The sequence below is a fragment of the Agrococcus sp. BE272 genome (genome assembly GCF_031457935.1).
In the GTDB taxonomy this organism is placed as follows: Bacteria; Actinomycetota; Actinomycetes; order Actinomycetales; family Microbacteriaceae; genus Agrococcus; species Agrococcus sediminis.
Genome location: NZ_JAVDXL010000001.1, coordinates 853399 through 872378 on the forward strand (window position 1 = coordinate 853399; position 18980 = coordinate 872378).

The window sequence follows — 18980 nt, forward strand, 5'->3', positions numbered from 1 at the left end:
GGGCTCGCTCAGCGCCGTCCCCCGACGGGCGCGTGGTCAGCGGTCGCCTGCGACGCGCAGGATGCGCGCGGTCGCGGTGGCCATGTGCTCGGCCATCGCGGCCTGCGCGGCGGCGCTGTCGCCGGCGATGATCGCGTCGGCGATCGCCGCGTGCTCGCGGATCGCCGTCTCGACGTCGCGCGGATCGTCGACCGCATGCTCGAACCAGACGCGCAGCAGCGAGCGCGCCGTCGAGAGCAGGTCGCTGAGGATGGCGTTGCCCGCCATGGCGGCGAGGTGCCGGTGGAACGCGATGTCCTGCTCGACGTAGCCCTCGAGGTCGGCATCGCGCTGCGCCTGCACGAGCGCCCGCAGCCGCTCGGCGTCCTTCGGCGTCACGACCTGCGCCGCGCGCTCGGCGGCGGCGCGCTCGAGCGCGGCGCGCACGAAGGCGACATCCTCCATCTGCTCCTGGTCGACGAGCATCGACCACGAGAGCGTCTGCGGCAGCAGCTCCGACGTCGCCGACCGCAGGTAGGTGCCCGAGCCCGCGCGGGTCTCGACGACGCCCAGCACCTCGAGCGCGGCGATCGCCTCCCGCACCGCCGAGCGGCCGACCCCGAGCGCCTCGGTGAGCTTGCGCTCCGAGGGCAGCCGGTCGCCGGCACGCATGCTGTCGCCGAGCAGCAGCTTCAGCAGCTGCTGGGCGACCGAGCCGCTCACCGAGGTGGTGGCGGTCGTCGAGCGGCGCAGCGCGTCGAGGAGGGATGCGTCGGACACGGGATGAGCGTACCCCGCGTCCCGACAAGAATTGGTCAACCGGTTGCGCGGTTGCGGCATCCGCGCTACCGTGACGACGACCTCGCCGCAGCGGCTGCGCGGGGCGACGGCACAGCACACGACGAGGTTTGCGACATGGACATCGGGATCGGCTCCTACGCCCTGTTCTGGGAGTGGCACGACCACCCGAATCCGCTCTCCATCGCCGACATGCTCGAGCGGGCCGCCGAGCTCGGCTGCGACGTCTTCGAGATCTGCGACGACCCGCGCATCGAGCAGTGCACCGCCGACGAGCTCGACGCGCTCTGCGCGAGCGCCGACCACCTGGGCGTGCGGCTGCAGCTCGGCACGCGCGGCATCGACCCCGACCACCTCGCCCGCTTCCTCGGCATCGCCGCCGCCCTCGACGCGCACGTGCTGCGCTCGATGGTGCAGCGGCCCGACGCCGAGCAGGGCGCCGAGCACGTCGCCGAGCTCCTGCGACGCTCCCTCCCCCGGCTCGAGGAGTCGGGCATCGCGCTCGCGCTCGAGACGTACGAGCAGATCCCGACGAGCGTGCTCGTCGCCGCCGTCGAGGCGGTCGGATCGCCGCTCGTCGGCATCACCCTCGACCCGGCCAACTGCATCGCCGCGCTCGAGCGGCCCGCCGACGTCATCGACGCGGCCGCGCCGCACGCGCTCGACCTGCACGTGAAGGACTTCGCCTTCGCCCGCCAGGAGGGCTGGGTCGGCTTCACGCTCTCCGGCGCCCGCATGGGCGACGGCCAGCTCGACCTCGACCACGAGCTGCGCGCGCTCGCCGACGCCGGCCGCTCCCCCGCCGCCATCGTCGAGCACTGGCTGCCGTGGCAGGGCGACTCCGCCGCGACCGTCGCGCTCGAGCGCGAGTGGACGGCCGCGACCCTCGCCGCGCTGCGCGCGGCCGCCGCCGACCCCCGGCCGTGACCCACGGCATCCGCCACCCCAGACCGATCACCGAACACCGAGAACCGAGAAGAAGGAGCATCGTGAGTCCCAGCGAACTGAACCCCCTCACGGGCAAGCAGGTCGACCTCGACCCGTCGCTGACCGTCGCCGTCATCGGCGCCGCGGGCAAGATGGGCATGCGCGTGTCGAACAACCTCGACCTGACCGGCGCGACCATCCACTACTGCGAGGCGTCCGACGCCGGCAAGGAGCGCATCGAGGCGCTCGGCCGCACGGTCTCGACCGTCGACGAGGCCGTCCCCGGCGCCGACGTCGTGATCCTCGCGGTGCCGGACGTCGTGCTCGGCAAGGTCTCGGAGCAGGTCGTGCCGATGATGCAGGCGGGCGCCGTGCTGCTCACGCTCGACCCGGCCGCGGCCTACGCGGGCCTCCTCGCGCAGCGCGACGACGTGCACCAGGCGTGCGCGCACCCGTGCCACCCGTCGGTGTTCCTCGAGCGCACCACGGTCGAGCAGTACGCCGACACCTTCGGCGGCATCGCGGCCGACCAGGACGTCGTCGCCTCGTTCGAGGGCGACGACGAGGCGGCCCGGCAGCGCACCGAGCAGGTCGTGCGGGCCATCTACGCGCCCGTCATCGACGTGCACTGGGTGACCACGAAGCAGCTCGCGCAGCTCGAGCCGACCCTCGTCGAGACGACCGCGTGCATGATCGGGCAGTTCCTGAAGGACTCGATGGACCACGCCATCCACGAGGTCGGCATCCCCGAGGACGCCGTCAAGGCGATCTTCTTCGGCCACATCGGCATCGCGCTCACCAACGCGCTGCGCGGGTCGAACCCCTTCTCCGAGGCCTGCCACCTGGCCATGGACTACGGCCGCGAGGCCATCATCAACGATGACTGGAAGCGCATCTGGGACGACGAGGACCTCGACCGGGTGCTCACCAAGATGCTGAAGATCGAGAAGATCGAGAGGACCCGATGAGCCCCATCTACCTGATCGCGGTGGCCGTCGTCGCCATCGCGCTGCTGCTGTTCCTGGTCATGAAGCTGAAGTGGCCGGCGTACCTGGCGCTGCTGGCCGTGTCGGTGCTCACCGCGCTCGCCGCGGGCATCGCCATCCAGGAGGTCATCCCGACCGTCATCGCCGGCATGGGCACGACGCTCGGCAACGTGGCGCTGCTCGTGGGCCTCGGCGCCATGCTCGGCGGCATCATCGAGAAGACCGGCGGCGCCGAGATCATCGCGCGCAAGGCCGCGAAGGTCCTCGGTAAGGACCGCCTGGGACCTGCGCTCCTCATCGCCTCCGGCCTCGTCGCGATCCCGATCTTCTTCGACGTCGCCTTCATCATCCTGGTGCCGATCATCTTCAGCTTCGCCAAGGCATCCGGCCACAAGAGCCCGATCGCGCTCGGCGCGCCCGTGGCCGTCTTCATGGTGTTCATCCACAACGCCGTGCCGCCGCACCCGGGCATCGTCGGCTCGACGACCCTGCTGAACCCGGATGTCATGGGTCTCGTCACGATCCTCGGCATCCTGCTGGCGATCCCCATGGGCTTCGTCATCTGGTGGCTCTCGAAGCGCATCATGGCGCGCGGCTCGTGGGAGATGTCGCCCGAGATCGCCGAGAAGTACGCCGACGCGGGCGCCGCGAACCTCGGCTCGGGCGACCGCGAGGTCGACGGCGGCGCCGGCTCCGGCAGGGCCACGCTCACCGCGACGGACCCCGTCACCGGCACCTCGACCACGACCGCCGTGCGCGAGCGCACGATCACGACGCCGAGCGCCGGCGCGGTCGTCGCGCTCATCCTGCTGCCGATCGTCATGATCGCCATCGGCACGGTCGGCAAGCTGATCGTCGAGCCGGAGACGCCCGTCGCCAACGTGCTCGCCTTCATCGGCGCGCCGGCGCTCGCGCTGCTCGTCGCGTGCGTGCTCGCGATGTACCTGCTGGGCGTGCGGCACGGCTGGGGCAAGCAGGACATGAGCGACATCATGGACTCGGCGCTCGCGCCCGCCGCGATCGTCGTCTTCGTCACCGGCGCGGGCGGCGTGTTCGCCCGCGTGCTCACCGAGTCGGGCATCGGCGACGCGGTCTCCGGCATGCTCGTCGACGCCGGCGTGCCGATCATCTTCCTCGCCTTCATCCTCGCGCTCATCTTCAAGGTGGCGCAGGGCTCCGGCACGGTCGCGACGCTCACCGCCGCGGGCCTCGTGCAGTCGACGGTCGCGGCCGGCGGCTACAGCGAGCTCCAGGTCGCGCTCATCATCCTCGCCATCGCGATGGGCTCGGTGTCGCTGTCGCACATCAACGACTCCGGCTTCTGGATCGCCACGAAGTTCATCGGCCTCTCGGTCGCCGGCGGCCTGAAGACGTGGACGTTCATGTGCACCGTGGTCGGCTTCCTCGGCATGGCGATCGTCTCGGTCGCCTGGCTGCTGGCGTCGGCGATCGCGTAGCGCTCCCACCGCATCCCCGGGCCCCGGCTCGCGAGCATCCGCTCGCGCGTCGGGGCCCTTCGGCATGCGCGATGCCGTTCGTCGACCGGCCAGGTGCGCCTCGGACCGGATGGTCCGGTCGGGCCCGCACAGAGCCGGTCGACCGACGGATGCACGGGGTTGGGAATTCCGAACCGGTAGCGTCGGGGCATGGCTGACGAGCGATTCGACGACTTCACCGACATCGAGGGCCTGCTGCGGCTGCCCCGCCACGCAGGGCTCGCGGCCTCGCCGAGCGGACGGCTCGTGGCGGTCATCCAGCAGGCCGACGAGCACGGTTCGCGCATGGTGCCCTCGCTCTGGGAGCTCGACCCGACCGGCGAGCGCGCGGCGCAGCGGCTGACGTGGTCGGAGAAGGGCGAGAGCGCCCCGCGCTTCGCGCCCGACGGCTCGCTCCTCTTCTCCTCCGCCCGGCCCGACCCGACCGGCACCGCCGACGAGGACGTCGCCGCCATCTGGCGCCTGCCCGAGCACGGCGAGGCGCACGTCGTCGCATCCGCCCCCGGTGGCCTGAGCCTCGTCGCGGTCGCCGACGACGGCACCATGCTCGCCACCACCGAGGTGCTCGCGGGCGGCACGCTCGCCGACGACGCCGAGCGACGCAAGGCCCGCAAGCAGGCGAAGCGCACCGCCATCTGGCACACCGGCATGCCCATCCGCTACTGGGACCACGAGGTCTCCGACGTGAGCCCGAGGCTCGTGCTCGTCTCGCCCGACGGCGATGTGCGCGAGCTCACGCCCGGTGCCGACACGCTCAACCTGCTCAACGCATCCGCAGACCTCTCGCCCGACGGCGAGCGCGTCGCCACCACCTGGACCACCCGCGTCACCGGCGGCGAGACGCGCTCGGCGATCGCGGTCGTCGACGTGCGGGCGCGCCGCCGCCGCGTGCTGCTGCGCGCGACCGCCGCGCACCAGTGGGCGCGGCCGCGCTTCTCGCCCGACGGGGCGGCGCTCGCCGTCACCCGCCTCACCACCTCGACCCCCACCGACACGACGTACGACTTCCTCGAGATCCACCCGCTCGGCGGCGGCGAGCCGGTGCTCGTCGACGTCGGCGACGTCTCGGTCACCGAGTACGCCTGGGCGGACGCCTCGACCCTGCTGCTCGCGGGCGACCTGCACTCGCGGGGCGCCGTGCTGGCGGTGGATACGTCGACGGGCCGGGTGCGGACGCTCGTCGACGACGCCCCGCACGCCGGGCTCGCCCCGGCCGCGGACGGCCGCTCGGTCTTCGCCGTGCGCACCGACATCGCGAGCCCCGCAGCACCCGTGCGGATCCCCGTGCGCGGGCGCGGCAAGACGACCTCCATCGAGGCCCCCGGCCGGATCGGCGCGCTGCCCGGCCGGCTCGAGTGGGTCGAGACCGACGTCGACGGGGTGACCGTCGGCGGCTGGCTGTGCACGCCGAAGGGCGCGAGCGCGAAGGCGCCGGCGCCGGTGATGCTGTGGATCCACGGCGGCCCGCACGGCTCCTACAACGCGTGGAGCTGGCGCTGGAACCCGTGGCTCGCAGTCGCGCGCGGCTACGCCGTGCTGCTGCCCGACCCGGCGATGTCGACCGGCTACGGCAACGAGGGGCTCAACCGCGGCTGGCCGCGCCTCGCCGACGTGGTGTGGCGGGAGTGCGAGCGGTTGCTCGACCACGTGCTCGAGCGGCGCACGCTCGACGGCTCGCGCACGGCGCTGCTCGGCGCATCCTTCGGCGGCTACATGACCAACTGGATCGCCGGGCACTCCGACCGCTTCGACGCGATCGTCACGCACGCGGGGCTCTGGGCGCTCGACCAGCAGCACGCGACGACCGACGCGGCCGCGCAGAAGGTGCGCGTGCACGGCCATCCCGACCTGCTGCCCGAGTGGTACCGCGACTACTCGCCGCACCACAGCGCATCCGCCATCGCGACCCCGATGCTGCTCACGCACGGCAACCGCGACTACCGCGTGCCGGTGAGCGAGGCCATGCGCATGTGGTGGGACCTCGTCTCGGCGTGGCCGGGCAGCCCCGCGACGATGCCGCACCGCTTCCTGCAGCTGACCGACGAGAACCACTGGGTGCTGCGCCCGTCGAACGCGGTGACGTGGAACCGCGCGGTGCTCGGCTTCTGCGACCAGCACGTGCTCGGCGGGGAGCCGCTGCCCGACGCGCTGCCCTGGTAGTGGCGTCGCCGGGCAGCGCGCCCGGCGTCAGTGCAGCGCGATCGTCTCCACCGCCCGCAGCTGGTCGCGGATGAATCGGTTGGCGTGGGCTGCGAGGTCGGCGGAGTCGTCCCAGAGGTTGCGCCAGATGCCGAGCGTGTTCGACAGCGACTCGGAGACCACGGCGCTCGAGAACGACTCGAAGACGACGGGGCCGTCGTAGCCGACCCGCGCGAGGCCGCGGAAGAACGAGCCGAAGTCGACCGAGCCGGTGCCGAGGTAGCCGCGGTGGCTCTCGCCGATGTGCACGTAGCGCAGCCGGTCGCCGGCGTCGAGCACCGGCTCGAGCATCCCCGACTCCTCGATGTTCATGTGGTACGTGTCGAGGTGCAGGTGCACGTCGTCGTGGCCGACCTGCTCGAGGAACCGCAGCCCTCCGCGCGCGGTATTCGCGATGTTGGTCTCGTAGCGGTTCACGATCTCGAGCGACAGCGTGACGCCCGCCGCCTGCGCCCTGTCGCCGAGCCGCGCGAGCGCGGCTGCCGAGGCAGCCCGGCCCGCCTCGGTCGGCGGCACCATGTACTTCTGCATCGCCGAGTAGATGACGCCGCACAGGTGCTCGCCGCCCGCCTCGGCGACGACGTCGATCGCCCGCTCGAGCAGGCTCTCGCCCTTGCGGCTCACCGCCGCGTCCTCGCTGGAGAGGTCGTGTGCCGCGTCGAGCCCGAGGCTCGCCGTCATCGCGATGCCGTGGTCGTCGACCATGCGGCCGACGAGCGCCCCGTCGAAGGCGTACGGATCCATGAGCGGCAGCTCGAGCAGGTCGAAGCCCGCCTGCTGGGTGCCGGCGATGGCGGCCCGGAGGCCTGCCTCGTCGAATTCGCCGGTGAAGACGAGGCCGTGGACGCCGATCTGCATGTGGTGCTCCTGCGGTTGGGTTCGGTGGATGGGGTGGTCAGCTGTGCGGGGCGCCGTCCAGGATGGCGCGCCGGATGTGCTCATCATCGCGGCCGTCGATGCGCTGCACCTGGTCGTCGGGCAGGAAGGCCGGCTCGCCGACCGCGAGCGCGGCTGTGAGGATGCGCGCGAACTTGTCGGCCATCTCGGTGATGCGCAGGCACTCGGCCGGGCTCGCGCCGATCGCGAAGATCCCGTGGTTCCGCAGGTATGCGACCTTGGGCAGCGCGCCGCGCCGGTCTGAGAAGGCCCGCAGGTCGTCGCGCATCCTCCGCGCGAGGGCGAGACCCGGGTCGACGTACGGCACGAGCAGCGCCTCTGTGCCGAGCACGACCACCTGGTCGGGGAAGAGCGCGCCCGCGGCGAGGAGGCTCGCGCGGTCGGAGCACAGCAGCCCGTTCGCCGACACCGGATGGGTGTGGCACGCCGCGCCCGCGCCGGAGGTGAGGACGACGGCATGCAGCATCGCTTCGACGCTGGGCCGCTTCGCGGTCTGGTCGACGCGCGCGGCCAGCAGCGCCTCGCCGACGCGCGCGTCGGTGGCGTCCGCATCGTCGAGCAGGTCCAAGATCGGCCCGAAGCGGCACTCCACCAGGTCGTCGAGGGTGGCGGCGGCGAGCGACGAGCCCGTCGCCTTCACCAGCATGCGCTCGTCGTCGAGGATCGCCGACACATTGCCCTCGCCCAGGATCGCGAGCTCGCGCGCCGGCGCGCCCACGGCATGCGCGAGGTCGAGCAGCGCGTCGGCGACCGAGTTCATCGTGTCGACCCCGCCGCTGTGCCGGGCACCGACAGCGGCTTCGACAGGCCGCTCTGCCGTCGCCGGATGGTGGCGTTCGACAGCAGCGATGCTCCGAGCAGCACGAGGCCGAGCGCGAGGAGCTGGGCCTGGGCGCCCTCGTTGCCGGGGACGACGAGCAGGATCGATGCATTGAGCCACACGATCAGCAGGGCCGCGAGCAGGATGCCGCTGAGCCTGCCGATGCCGCCCGTGATGGCCACGCCTCCGAGCACGGCGATCGTGATCGCCGGCAGCGCCATGCCGCTGCCGCTCGTACCGGCGTCCGGCCGGGCCGACGCGAACTGGGCGACCGTGTAGACGCCCACGAGACCCGCGATGGCGCCCGCTGTGACGTACGCCATCATGCGCGTGCGACGCGTGTCGATGCCCGCCCACTGCGCTGCGGTGTCGTTCGTGCCGATCGCGTAGAGCTTGCGCCCGTAGCTCGTGCGGTTGAGCACGAACCAGGCCACGATCGCGACGGGGAGCAGGAACGTGAAGACGCCGAGCGGCACGAGCGGCAGGGTGCCGCCGATCACCGGCAGCTCGACGGCCTTGGCCGCGTTGTAGAACTGCGAGATCTCCGGCCCCGAGATCGGCCGCTGCTCGCTGACCACGAGCGCGATGGATCGATAGGCGTAGAAGGTGGCGAGCGTCGTGATGAGCGCCGGGTAGCCGAGGTACGCCGTGAGGAACCCGTTGATGGCTCCCAGGAGCGCCCCGAAGAGCACCGCGAGGACCACCGCGACCGCGAGGGGCAGCCCGGCCTGCTGGTAGAGCATCGCGAAGACGATCCCCGTGAGCGAGACCATCGACCCCACGGACAGATCGATGCCGCCGCGCCCCGAGGTGATGACGAACAGCTCCGCGAGTGCGAGCAGCGCGAGCGGCACGTACGCGATGAGCGTCGCCGCGAGGTAGTCGCTGTTGAACTGGCCGCTCGTGAGCCCGACGCCGTCGAGGATCCCCATGACGACGAGCAGCAGGACGATCAGGCCGAGCAGCAGCGTCGCGCGGTCCTTGAGGCCGCCGGAGGCGAACCAGTCGCGAGCGCGGGCTGCCTGGCCGCGACGCTGCTCGGGCGGCGTGATGGTGGTGGTCGCGGTCATGCGCGCCTCCTCGTTCGCTCGCGGATGAGGTCGGTGCCGACGGCGATCAGGATGAAGATGCCGACGAAGAGGAAGCCGAGCTGGGTCGGCCAGCCGAGCTGCGTGACCCCCGAGACGACCGTCTGCACGAGGATGGCGCCCAGCAGGGTGCCGACGACGCTGCCGCGACCGCCGAGGATCGACGTGCCGCCGATGACCACCGCCGCGATGACCTGCAGCTCCTTGCCGGAGCCGACGGACTGGTCGAGCGTCGCGGTGCCCGTGGCGATGACCATGCAGGCCGCGAGCCCGGCGAGCGCGCCGGTGATGACGTAGACCCACACCAGGCGCGGCTGCACCTTGATCCCGGCGAGCCTCGCGGCGTTCTGGTTGCCGCCGATCGCGTAGAGGTTGCGTCCGGCCTTCGCGTAGCGCAGGAACCACCACGCGACAGCGACGGCGAGCACCGCGATCGCGAAGGAGTGCGGCACCCCCAGGGTCGATCCCGCGCCGCCGCGGCCGAAGAACTCGAGGGTCGACGGGATGCCGTTGACGGTCGAGGAGTCGAACACCCGCAGGCCCAGCCACTGGAAGAGGTTGGCCGTGCCGAACGTGATGATGATGGGGTGCACGCGCCCGTAGGCGATGAGCAGCCCGTTGAGCGCTCCCAGCGCCGAGCCGATGACGACGGCGACGAGCACCGCCAGGATGGCCGGGATGTCGAACGCGACGAGCATGCGCGCGGTCGTGACGGCCGAGACCATGATCATGGCTGCCACGGAGACGTCGATGCCGGCGGTGATGATGACGAAGGTCATCCCGACGCCGATGAGCGCGATCGGTGCGACCTGCACGAGGAGCGGACCGATCGAGCCGGGGGTCAGGAAGGCAGGCGTGAAGATGCCGAGCACCACCCACAGCACGACGAGCACGGCCAGCAGCACGATCTCCTGCCCCGTGACGATCGGCGGCAGGATGCGCCGGAGGCTCAGCTGCGCGGATCGTGCCGGCGCGGCGGTGTCGGTGGTCATCGGGACTCCTCCTCGGTGCCGTCTCGCGGTGCCTCGACGTGGTCCTCGGCGCCGGCGGCGGCGGCGAGCAGCGACGCCTGGCTGGCGGTCGGCGGGAACTCATGGGCGATGCGCCCGGACCGGAAGACGAGGACGCGGTCGGCGATGCGCTGCACCTCGGCGAGGTCGGTGGTGATCACGAGCACCGCTGCGCCGCGCTCGGCCAGGTCGGCGATGATGCGGTGGATCTCCTCCTTGGCTCCGACATCGACGCCCTGGGTCGGCTCGGCGAGCACGAGCAGCCGAGGCTGCTCGACGATCTGGCGGGCGAGCACGACCTTCTGGGCGTTGCCGCCCGACATGGCGCCGATCGGCTGCCGTCCGGACGGCGTCTTGACGGCGAGGCGGCGGATGAGGTCGTCCGAGATGCGGCGCTCGGACTTGGGCGAGACCCAGCCGAACCGGCCGAGCAGGCCCAGCGAGCCGATCGTGATGTTGAAGGCGATGGGCTGGAAGGAGAACGACCCCTGCGAGGACCGGTTGGCGGGGACCATGCGGATGCCGCGCCGCTTCGCCTCCGCCGGCGTCGCGGGATGCCGGTCGTCGCCGGCCGCGCGCATGCGGCCCGACGTCGCACGGCGCATCCCGTAGACGACCTCGCCGACCTCGGCGGCACCCGAGCCGACCAGCCCGTAGAGGCCGACGACTTCGCCCTCCCTCACGCTGAACGACACGTCGGAGAACGCGCCCTCGAGCGTGAGGTGCTCGATCTCGAGCACCTGCTCGCCGTGCTCGCCCACCTCGTGCACGCCCTCCGCAATCGCGCCGCCCACCATGCGCTCCGCGATCTCGCGCACCGTGAGCTCGCCGATCGGCTGCGAGGAGACCGTCTCGCCGTCTCGCATGATGGTCACCTCGTCGGCGATGCGGAACAGCTCGTCGAGCCGGTGGCTGATGTAGATGATCGAGACGCCGTCGGCGGCCAGCCTTCGGACCACACCGAAGAGCACCTCGATCTCGGCATCGGTCAGGATGGCGCTCGGCTCATCGAGGATGAGGATGCTCGCCTGCTCCAGCAGCGCCTTGGCGATGGAGACCTGCTGCTGCTTGGCGATCGACAGCGAGCCGAGCGGCTGCGACGCGAGCGAGCGCTCGAGGCCGACCGTGTCCAGCAGCTCCAGCATGCGCGGCGCCTGCGCCCGCCAGTCGATCGTGGGTCCGCGGGTGATCTCGCGGCCGACGAAGAAGTTCTCGGCGACCGTCAACTCTGGGAAGAGCTGCGGCTCCTGGTACACGGTCTGCACGCCGAGCGCGATGGCGTCGGTGGTCGAGGCGATCGAGACGGGAGCGCCGTCGATCGAGATCGTGCCGGTGTCGGGGTGCTCGGCCCCCGAGAGGATCTTGATGAGCGTCGACTTGCCTGCGCCGTTCTCGCCGACCAGGGCGTGGACGGTGCCGGGCTGGACGGTGAGATCCGCGTGCCGGATGGCTCGGACGCCGCCGTAGCGCTTCGAGAGGTCGCGCATCTCGAGCCGGGGTGCCTGCCCGGGCGCGGGTGCGGGGTCGGTCCGCTGGGCGGTGTCGGTCATGGTGCTCCTCGTGGGCGCCGTCGCCGGTCGGTCGGAGGTGATGCGGTGGAGGTGCCGGGGCGCGGCGCGAGCCGCGCCCCGGCGGCGGGGACCACGATGACCGTGGCCCCGCGCTCATCCGAGCGGGTGATCAGTAGTCGTAGTCACCCGCGTTCTCGGCGGTGAACACGGTCGGCGGGCCGAGCAGCAGGACGCCGGAGGCCTCGTCGTACTCGGCCTCCGCCAGCGCCTCGTTGTCGACACCGCTCAGGTCGCCCAGGTCGCCGTCGGTGGCGAGCTGCACGCCGGCCCAGCCGGTGAGGTAGCCGAGCGCCTCGACGTCCCACAGGATGGAGCCGCTCGACGAGCCCGACTCGAGGTAGGGCAGCATCGACTGCGGGGTGCCGAGGCCGACGGTGAAGACCTCGCCGGTGCGGCCGGCGTCCTCGACGGCCTGCGCCACGCCCGGTGCGCTGGACGTGCACTCGCCGACGAGGCCGGTGAGCTCGGGGTGGCTGTTCATGAGGTCGGTCGCCATCTGGGTGGCTGCGGCCTGGTCCTCGCCGGCGTAGACGATGTCGACGATCTCGGCATCGGGGTACTCGGACGCGGTGTAGGCCTCCTGCACCTCGATCCAGGCGTTGAGGTTGGCCGCGGTCTCGCCGCACGACACGATCGCGTACTGGCCCGATCCGCCCATCGCCTCGAGCAGCGTGTCGGTCAGCGCCTCACCGATGCCGTCGACCGAGGCCTGGTTGACGAAGACCTCGCGCACAGAGTCGGGCGCGTCGGTGTCGGTCGTGGCGACGTGGATGCCAGCGGCCTGCGCCTCCTCGAGCAGCGGCGCCATCGAGTTGGGGTCGTTCGGGGCGACGAACAGCACGTCGACGCCCTGCTGGATGAACGACCGCACGATGTCGGCCTGCGCCGCGGCGTCCGCGGTGGTGGGGCCCTGGTACAGCCACTCGAAGCCGAGCTCCTCCGCCGCCTGCTGGCCACCGGTGTTCATCGCTTCGAAGTAGGGGATGCCCTGCAGCTTGGGGACGAACGCGATGGTGAGGTCCTCGGTGCTGGCGCCATCGGTGGCGCCCGGCTCCGCGGTCTGGCCGGGGTCGTTGCGCGACGTGCAGCCGGCGAGGACGACGGCAGCGGCCGCCGAGAGCGCCAGCGCACCCGCGATCTTGCGTGAGATCTTCATCGATGCTCCTTCTGGGTGAGGCGACGGGAGGCGGTCCCCGCCCGTGCCGGGACCGACGCTGTGCCGGTCGTCTCTGGGCCGGGCAGGGGCACGCGCGTGACGGGCACGCCGACGGCCTTCCACTGCTCGACGAAGTCGTCGGATGCATTGGCATCCGTGATGAGGCTCGTCACCTGGTCGGCCCGCGCGAACGAGTGGAGCGCGAAGCCGCGGGTCTTGGTGGAGTCGAAGAGACCGTGCACAGCGTCGCTCGCGGCCACCAGAGCCTGCTTGGAGACGGTCTCGTCCGTGGCGAGCTCGAGCAGCCCGCGCTCCGGCGAGAGGCCGACGACGCCCACGAAGGCCTTGTCGATGCGTCCTCGGCCGACGAGGGCGTCGGTGATGGGCCCGACAAGACCAGCGCTCTCCCGACGCAGGGTTCCGCCGGGCATGACGACGCGTGCGTCGGAGCGCTCGAGGAGCACCATCGCTGTCGGCAGCGACTGGGTGATGACCACCAGGCCATGCCGGTGGAGCAGCTCGAGCGCGAGGTGGTGGGCCGTGCTCGAGGTGTCGAGCGCGATGACGTCGCCGTCGACCACGAGCCTGGCGGCCTCCGCAGCGATGGCGCGCTTCGCCGCGGACTCGCGCCGCATGCGGTCCTGGAACGCGCCTTCGTCTCCGCGCTCTGGGAGCACGGCTCCGCCGCGCGTCCGGCGCAGCAGCTGCCGGCGCTCGAGCGCGTCGAGGTCCTTGCGGATCGTCACCTCCGAGACACCGAGGTCGCGGGCGAGGTCGGCGACGAGCACGGATCCCTCGGCTCCGAGCGCATCGAGGATGCGCGCCTCACGACTGACCACAGCGTCTCCCTTGTCGGTGATGGTGGTGACAGTACGCACGCGAAACCTGTTCCGCAAGTGAGCGATACCAAATCGCAACATTTCCGCTTGCGTTCGAAAGCATGACGCGGCATGCTGACTCGCACGAGCACCCATGCGGCCGAACGCTGCGATGTCGACGAGGACAGGAGCGAGCGATGACCACCACGCCCGAAGCGTTCCTCTCCCCCGTGTGCTTCCGGCTCCGGGTGCGGTCCGACCTCGTCCCCGCCTACCGCGAGCGCCACGCCTCCGTATGGCCCGAGATGCTGCGAGCACTCGCCGCCACCGGCTGGCACGACTACCGGATCTTCGTCGCGGACGACGGCACGTGCATCGGCACCTTCCGCACTGCCGACCTCGACGCATCCCTCGCGGGCATGGGGGCGCTCGAGGTCAACGCACGATGGCAGTCGGAGATGCAGCCCTTCTTCGACGGCCTCGAGCAGCCGGCTGACCGATCCTTCGAGCTCATCCCGCTCGCCTTCGACCTCGACGCCCAGCTCGAGGCGCTCGACCAGCAGAGGAGCTGACATGGCAGTCACCCCCACCCCCGAGGAGCTCGACAGGTTGCGCATCGAGGTGCCCAGCTGGGCCTTCGGCAACTCCGGGACGCGCTTCCGCGTGTTCGGCACCCCTGGCACTCCGCGGGACCCGTTCGAGAAGCTCGCCGACGCCGCCGAGGTGCACCGCTACACGGGCCTCGCTCCGACCGTGGCGCTGCACTACCCGTGGGACCGGGTCGACGACTGGGGAGCACTGCGCCGCCACGCCGAGGATCTCGGCGTGCAGCTCGGGACGGTGAACTCCAACACGTTCCAGGACGACGACTTCAAGTTCGGCTCGCTCGCCCACCCCGACCCCCGCATCCGCCGCAAGGCCGTCGACCATCACCTCGAATGCATCGAGGTGATGCACGCGACCGGTTCCCGGGACCTCAAGGTGTGGCTCGCCGACGGCACCAACTACCCCGGTCAGGACTCGATCCGCGAGCGGCAGGACCGGCTCGCCGAGTCGCTCTCCGAGATCTACGCACACATCGACGCGGAGCACCGCATGGTGCTCGAGTACAAGTTCTTCGAGCCGGCGTTCTACCACACCGACATCCCCGACTGGGGCACGAGCTACGTGCACTGCGTCGCGCTCGGGGAGCGCGCGAAGGTGGTCCTCGACACGGGGCACCACGCGCCGGGGACGAACATCGAGTTCATCGTCGCGCAGCTGCTGCGCCTGGGGAAGCTCGGTGCCTTCGACTTCAACTCGCGCTTCTACGCCGACGACGATCTCATCGTCGGCGCAGCCGACCCCTTCCAGCTGTTCAGGATCGTGGTCGAGCTGATCGCCGGCGGAGGCTACGGCGATCCCGATGTGCAGCTCGTGCTCGACCAGTGCCACAACATCGAGGCGAAGGTTCCTGGCCAGATCCGCAGCGTGCTCAACGTGCAGGAGGCCGTCGCGAAGGCGCTGTCGCTCGACGACGAGGCGCTCGCCGTCGCCCGGCGCGACTGCGACGTGCTGCTCGCCAACGAGATCATGATGGACGCCTTCGCGACTGATGTGCGGCCGCTGCTGGCCGAGCACCGCGCGGCCAAGGGGCTCCCCGAGGACCCGATGCGGGCCTTCCTGGCCTCGGGCTACCTGGAGCGCATCGCCGACGAGCGGGTCGGCGGCACGCAGGCAGGCTGGGGCGCATGAGCGCGACGACGGATCACGGAGCAAGCATGGACCAGGCAGTCAGCGATCTCATCTCGCGCAGCAACCGACTCGGGGCCGACCCCCGCAACACCAACTTCGCGGGCGGCAACACGTCCGCGAAGGGCAGCGACACCGACCCCGCCACTGGGCGTCCGGTCGAGCTGGTGTGGGTGAAGGGCTCGGGTGGCGACCTCGGAACGCTCACGCCCGCGGGCCTCGCGGCACTGCGGCTCGACCGGGTGCGTGGACTCGAGGCGGTCTATCCGGGGGTCGAGCGCGAGGATGAGATGGTCGCGGCCCTGGACTACTGCCTGCACGGCAAGGGCGGCGCGGCGCCGTCGATCGACACCGCGATGCATGCCCTGGTCGAGCTGCCCCATGTCGACCACCTGCACCCCGACGCCGGCATCGCGATCGCGACCGCCGCCGACGGCGAGGCGCTCACCCGACAGATCTTCGGCGATCGCGTCGTCTGGGTGCCGTGGCGGCGGCCCGGCTTCCAGCTCGGTCTCGACATCCGCGAGATCCAGCGGGCCAACCCGCAGGCCGTCGGCTGCATCCTCGGAGGGCACGGCATCACGGCGTGGGGCGCGACGAGCGCGGAGTGCGAGGAGCGCTCGCTGTGGATTATCCGCACGGCCGAGGCGTACATCGCCGAGCACGGCAAGCCCGAGCCGCTGGGTGCGCCGCTGCCGGGCTTCGGCCCACTCGAGCCCGGGGCACGACGCGCTCGCGCTGCCGAGATCGCCGCGCAGCTCCGCGGGCTCGCCTCCACCGATCGCCCGATGGTCGGCCGCTTCAGCGACGACGAGGTCGTCCTCGACTTCCTCTCCCGCAGCGAGCACGCTCGGCTGGCCGCGCTCGGCTCCTCGTGCCCCGACCACTTCCTGCGCACCAAGGTGAAGCCGATGGTGCTCGACCTCCCCGGTGACGCGCCGATCGACGAGGTGCGCGCGAGGCTGGCCGAGCTGCACGCCGAGTACCGCGCCGACTACACCGCGTACTACGAGCGTCACGCGAGCGCCGACTCGCCCGCCATGCGCGGCGCCGATCCGGCGATCGTGCTCGTGCCGGGCGTCGGGATGTTCTCCTACGGCAAGGACGCCCAGACCGCTCGCGTCGCCGGCGAGTTCGCGATCAACGCCATCAACGCGATGCGCGGCGCCGAGGCGCTCTCTGCGTACCAGCCCATCTCCGACGCCGAGAAGTTCCGCATCGAGTACTGGGCGCTCGAGGAGGCCAAGCTGCAGCGGATGCCGAAGGCGCGCTCGCATGCCGGCCGCGTCGCACTCGTCACCGGTGCCGCATCCGGCATCGGCAAGGCGATCGCCACCCGGCTCGCGGCGGACGGCGCATCCGTCGTGATCGCTGACCTCGACCTGGCCAAGGCCCAGGCCGCCGCCGCCGAGCTCGGCTCCAGCGACGTCGCCATCGGCGTGCAGTGCGATGTGACGAAGGCCAACGACGTGCAGTCGGCCGTCGACGCGACGCTGCTGGCCTTCGGCGGTGTCGACCTGGTCGTCAACAACGCCGGGCTCTCGCTCTCGCGTTCGCTGCTGGAGACCACCGAGGCCGACTGGGACCTGCAGCACGACGTGATGTCGAAGGGCTCGTTCCTCGTGGCACGCGCCGCCGCCCGCGCGCTGATCGACCAGGGCATGGGCGGCGACATCGTCTACATCTCCTCCAAGAACGCCGTCTTCGCAGGCCCGAACAACATCGCCTACTCGGCGACGAAGGCCGATCAGGCGCACCAGGTGCGGCTGCTCGCGGCCGAGCTCGGGCAGCACGGCGTGCGGGTCAACGGCATCAACCCGGACGGCGTGGTGCGCGGATCGGGCATCTTCGCCGGCGGTTGGGGCGCCTCCCGCGCTGAGGTCTACGGCGTCAAGGAGGAGGAGCTCGGCAAGTACTACGCGGGCCGGACCCTGCTGGGCCTCGAGGTGCTCCCCGAGCACGTGGCCAACGCCGTATCGGTGCTGACGGGTCCCGACCTCAGCCACACCACCGGTCTGCACGTACCGGTCGACTCCGGCGTCGCGGCGGCGTTCCTGCGATGACGGCGACGGTCGCCGCGATCGACCTCGGCGCCACGAGCGGCCGCGTGGTGCGCGCCGAGGTCGGCCCGGGCACGCTGCGACTCGACGAGGTCGCCCGCTTCGAGAACCGACCGGTGCGCATCGGGGACGGACTCCACTGGAGCGTGCTCGCCCTGTACGACGAGGCGCTGCGCGGCGTGGCGACCGCCTCGCACGGTGCCCCGCTCGCCTCGGTGGCGGTCGACTCGTGGGCGGTCGACTACGGCCTCCTGAGACGGGGCAGCCTGCTGGGCATCCCGTACTCGTATCGCGACGACCGCACGGCCCGTGGTCTCGAGCTCGTCGACGCCGTCATCGCGCAGCCGGAGCTCTACGCCCGCTGCGGGCTGCAGCGCATGCCGTTCACCACCATCAATCAGCTCATGGTCGACCGCGAGCGCGGCCTCCTGGAGGTCGCCGACCGGCTGCTGATGCTGCCGGACCTGTTCGGATACTGGATGACCGGTCGGATGTTCACGGAGCGAACGAACGCCTCCACCACCGGGCTGCTCCGGCTCGACGACACCTGGGACCTCGACCTCATGGCACGGCTGGGCATCCCCGCCTCCCTGCTGCCGGAGGTGGTCGACCCCGGCACGCGCATCGGCCCCATCGACGCCATCACCCGAGCGCACTTCGGCATCGATGGCGCGCCCGACGTGCTCGCCATCGGCTCCCACGACACCGCATCCGCTGTCGTGGCCGTGCCGATGGAGCCCGGCGGCGCGTACATCTCGAGCGGCACGTGGTCGCTGGTCGGCATCGAGACACCCGCGCCCATCGCGACCGCGGAGGCGCTCGATGCGTCGTTCACCAACGAGGGCGGCGTGGACGGACGCACCCGGTTCCTCAAGAACGTCATGGGGCTGTGGATCCTCAGCGAGTCGGTGCGCACCTGGCAGGCAGCCGGCGATCGGATGGGGCTGCCGGAGCTGCTCGATGCGGCCGCCTCCGTGGACTGGCCGGTGCCGGTGTTCGATCCGACCGATGCGGCGTTCTACCCCCCGGGTGACATGCCGGAGCGCATCCGCGCTTGGTTCGAGGAGCGCGGCCAGCGCCCGCCGCGCGGGCGGGCGGAGGTGGTGCGATCCATCCTGGAGTCGCTCGCCGAGGGCTACGCCGTGACGCTCCGCGACGCCGCCCGCATCAGCGGTCAGGGGATCGAGCGCGTGCACGTGGTCGGCGGCGGCTCCCGGAACGCGCTGCTGTGCCAGCTCACCGCGGACCGCACCGGCCTGCCGGTCGTCGCCGGCCCCGTCGAGGCCACCGCGATCGGCAGTGTGCTCGTGCAGGCCCGCGCGCTGGGGGCGGCACCGGCATCGCTCGAGGAGCTGCGATCGCTCGTCCGGGCGACGCAGACGCTCACGACCTACCTCCCGCGGACCGGCATCCCGCAGAGGTCGGATCTTTCATAGGGTGGGCT

At 71.5% G+C, this 18980-nt stretch carries 16 protein-coding genes; 8 read left to right on the forward strand and 8 right to left on the reverse strand.

From position 1 onward, the window contains the following. Window positions 1-36: 36 nt before the first annotated feature. Window positions 37-759: an FCD domain-containing protein gene (locus J2X49_RS04135; RefSeq protein WP_310122896.1), complete on the reverse strand. Its 723-nt coding sequence runs from the start codon at window positions 757-759 to the stop codon at window positions 37-39. Between the two features lie 135 nt (window positions 760-894). Between J2X49_RS04135 and J2X49_RS04140 the strand changes: the two genes are divergently transcribed. From J2X49_RS04140 to J2X49_RS04155, 4 genes are all read left to right on the forward strand, one after another. After that, complete coding sequence (locus J2X49_RS04140; protein ID WP_310122899.1) at window positions 895-1704, forward strand: sugar phosphate isomerase/epimerase; 810 nt, start codon at window positions 895-897, stop codon at window positions 1702-1704. Between the two features lie 62 nt (window positions 1705-1766). Beyond that, complete coding sequence (locus J2X49_RS04145; RefSeq protein ID WP_225792620.1) at window positions 1767-2672, forward strand: phosphogluconate dehydrogenase C-terminal domain-containing protein; 906 nt, start codon at window positions 1767-1769, stop codon at window positions 2670-2672. Beyond that, window positions 2669-4147: an SLC13 family permease gene (locus tag J2X49_RS04150; RefSeq protein ID WP_310122905.1), complete on the forward strand. Its 1479-nt coding sequence runs from the start codon at window positions 2669-2671 to the stop codon at window positions 4145-4147. Before J2X49_RS04145 ends, J2X49_RS04150 begins: the two co-directional genes overlap by 4 nt. Window positions 4148-4336: 189 nt before the next feature. Then, window positions 4337-6346 carry an alpha/beta fold hydrolase gene (locus J2X49_RS04155; protein ID WP_310122909.1) on the forward strand — a complete coding sequence of 670 codons (2010 nt, stop codon included), beginning with the start codon at window positions 4337-4339 and terminating at the stop codon, window positions 6344-6346. Window positions 6347-6373: 27 nt separating this feature from the next. Here J2X49_RS04155 and J2X49_RS04160 read toward each other — a convergent pair whose 3' ends face one another. The 7 genes from J2X49_RS04160 to J2X49_RS04190 all read right to left on the reverse strand — a co-directional run bounded on the left by J2X49_RS04160 (window position 6374) and on the right by J2X49_RS04190 (window position 13805). Beyond that, window positions 6374-7243: a sugar phosphate isomerase/epimerase gene (locus tag J2X49_RS04160; RefSeq protein WP_310122911.1), complete on the reverse strand. Its 870-nt coding sequence runs from the start codon at window positions 7241-7243 to the stop codon at window positions 6374-6376. Window positions 7244-7280: 37 nt separating this feature from the next. Then, the gene (locus J2X49_RS04165) at window positions 7281-8042 is read right to left on the reverse strand and encodes a class II aldolase/adducin family protein (protein ID WP_310122913.1); all 762 of its coding nucleotides are present in this window, start codon (window positions 8040-8042) and stop codon (window positions 7281-7283) included. Continuing rightward, window positions 8039-9172, reverse strand: a complete 1134-nt coding sequence (locus tag J2X49_RS04170; protein ID WP_310122917.1) for an ABC transporter permease — start codon at window positions 9170-9172, stop codon at window positions 8039-8041. Before J2X49_RS04170 ends, J2X49_RS04165 begins: the two co-directional genes overlap by 4 nt. Beyond that, window positions 9169-10182, reverse strand: coding sequence for an ABC transporter permease (locus J2X49_RS04175; RefSeq protein ID WP_310122919.1), 1014 nt, complete (start codon window positions 10180-10182; stop codon window positions 9169-9171). The genes J2X49_RS04170 and J2X49_RS04175 overlap by 4 nt, the downstream gene beginning before the upstream one ends. Beyond that, window positions 10179-11750, reverse strand: a complete 1572-nt coding sequence (locus J2X49_RS04180) for a sugar ABC transporter ATP-binding protein (protein WP_310122921.1) — start codon at window positions 11748-11750, stop codon at window positions 10179-10181. The genes J2X49_RS04175 and J2X49_RS04180 overlap by 4 nt, the downstream gene beginning before the upstream one ends. A 130-nt stretch (window positions 11751-11880) precedes the next feature. Further along, window positions 11881-12927, reverse strand: coding sequence for an autoinducer 2 ABC transporter substrate-binding protein (locus tag J2X49_RS04185; protein ID WP_310122923.1), 1047 nt, complete (start codon window positions 12925-12927; stop codon window positions 11881-11883). After that, complete coding sequence (locus J2X49_RS04190) at window positions 12924-13805, reverse strand: DeoR/GlpR family DNA-binding transcription regulator (RefSeq protein ID WP_192575793.1); 882 nt, start codon at window positions 13803-13805, stop codon at window positions 12924-12926. The genes J2X49_RS04185 and J2X49_RS04190 overlap by 4 nt, the downstream gene beginning before the upstream one ends. Before the next feature lie 137 nt (window positions 13806-13942). Between J2X49_RS04190 and J2X49_RS04195 the strand changes: the two genes are divergently transcribed. Genes J2X49_RS04195 through J2X49_RS04210 form a run of 4 tightly spaced genes read left to right on the forward strand, consistent with a single transcriptional unit; the run spans window position 13943 to window position 18972 of the window. Continuing rightward, window positions 13943-14317, forward strand: coding sequence for an L-rhamnose mutarotase (locus J2X49_RS04195; protein WP_310122928.1), 375 nt, complete (start codon window positions 13943-13945; stop codon window positions 14315-14317). A 1-nt stretch (window position 14318) separates the two neighbouring features. Then, window positions 14319-15479, forward strand: coding sequence for an L-rhamnose isomerase (gene rhaI, locus J2X49_RS04200; protein WP_310122930.1), 1161 nt, complete (start codon window positions 14319-14321; stop codon window positions 15477-15479). Between the two features lie 26 nt (window positions 15480-15505). After that, the gene (locus J2X49_RS04205; RefSeq protein WP_310122934.1) at window positions 15506-17539 is read left to right on the forward strand and encodes a bifunctional aldolase/short-chain dehydrogenase; all 2034 of its coding nucleotides are present in this window, start codon (window positions 15506-15508) and stop codon (window positions 17537-17539) included. Further along, entirely contained in the window at window positions 17536-18972 is a 1437-nt protein-coding gene (locus tag J2X49_RS04210; RefSeq protein WP_310122937.1) for a rhamnulokinase family protein, read from the forward strand. Before J2X49_RS04205 ends, J2X49_RS04210 begins: the two co-directional genes overlap by 4 nt. The last annotated feature ends 8 nt before the right edge of the window (window positions 18973-18980 follow it).

What these genes read in the sequence shown, in the direction of transcription:
- J2X49_RS04180 (WP_310122921.1), bottom strand. Translation starts at nt 11,750, where the DNA reads ATGACCGACACCGCCCAGCGGACCGACCCCGCACCCGCGCCCGGGCAG.
- J2X49_RS04140 (WP_310122899.1), top strand. Translation starts at nt 895, where the DNA reads ATGGACATCGGGATCGGCTCCTACGCCCTGTTCTGGGAGTGGCACGAC.
- J2X49_RS04195 (WP_310122928.1), top strand. Translation starts at nt 13,943, where the DNA reads ATGACCACCACGCCCGAAGCGTTCCTCTCCCCCGTGTGCTTCCGGCTC.
- J2X49_RS04170 (WP_310122917.1), bottom strand. Translation starts at nt 9,172, where the DNA reads ATGACCGCGACCACCACCATCACGCCGCCCGAGCAGCGTCGCGGCCAG.
- rhaI (WP_310122930.1), top strand. Translation starts at nt 14,319, where the DNA reads ATGGCAGTCACCCCCACCCCCGAGGAGCTCGACAGGTTGCGCATCGAG.
- J2X49_RS04165 (WP_310122913.1), bottom strand. Translation starts at nt 8,042, where the DNA reads ATGAACTCGGTCGCCGACGCGCTGCTCGACCTCGCGCATGCCGTGGGC.
- J2X49_RS04155 (WP_310122909.1), top strand. Translation starts at nt 4,337, where the DNA reads ATGGCTGACGAGCGATTCGACGACTTCACCGACATCGAGGGCCTGCTG.
- J2X49_RS04160 (WP_310122911.1), bottom strand. Translation starts at nt 7,243, where the DNA reads ATGCAGATCGGCGTCCACGGCCTCGTCTTCACCGGCGAATTCGACGAG.
- J2X49_RS04205 (WP_310122934.1), top strand. Translation starts at nt 15,506, where the DNA reads ATGGACCAGGCAGTCAGCGATCTCATCTCGCGCAGCAACCGACTCGGG.
- J2X49_RS04150 (WP_310122905.1), top strand. Translation starts at nt 2,669, where the DNA reads ATGAGCCCCATCTACCTGATCGCGGTGGCCGTCGTCGCCATCGCGCTG.
- J2X49_RS04185 (WP_310122923.1), bottom strand. Translation starts at nt 12,927, where the DNA reads ATGAAGATCTCACGCAAGATCGCGGGTGCGCTGGCGCTCTCGGCGGCC.
- J2X49_RS04175 (WP_310122919.1), bottom strand. Translation starts at nt 10,182, where the DNA reads ATGACCACCGACACCGCCGCGCCGGCACGATCCGCGCAGCTGAGCCTC.
- J2X49_RS04210 (WP_310122937.1), top strand. Translation starts at nt 17,536, where the DNA reads ATGACGGCGACGGTCGCCGCGATCGACCTCGGCGCCACGAGCGGCCGC.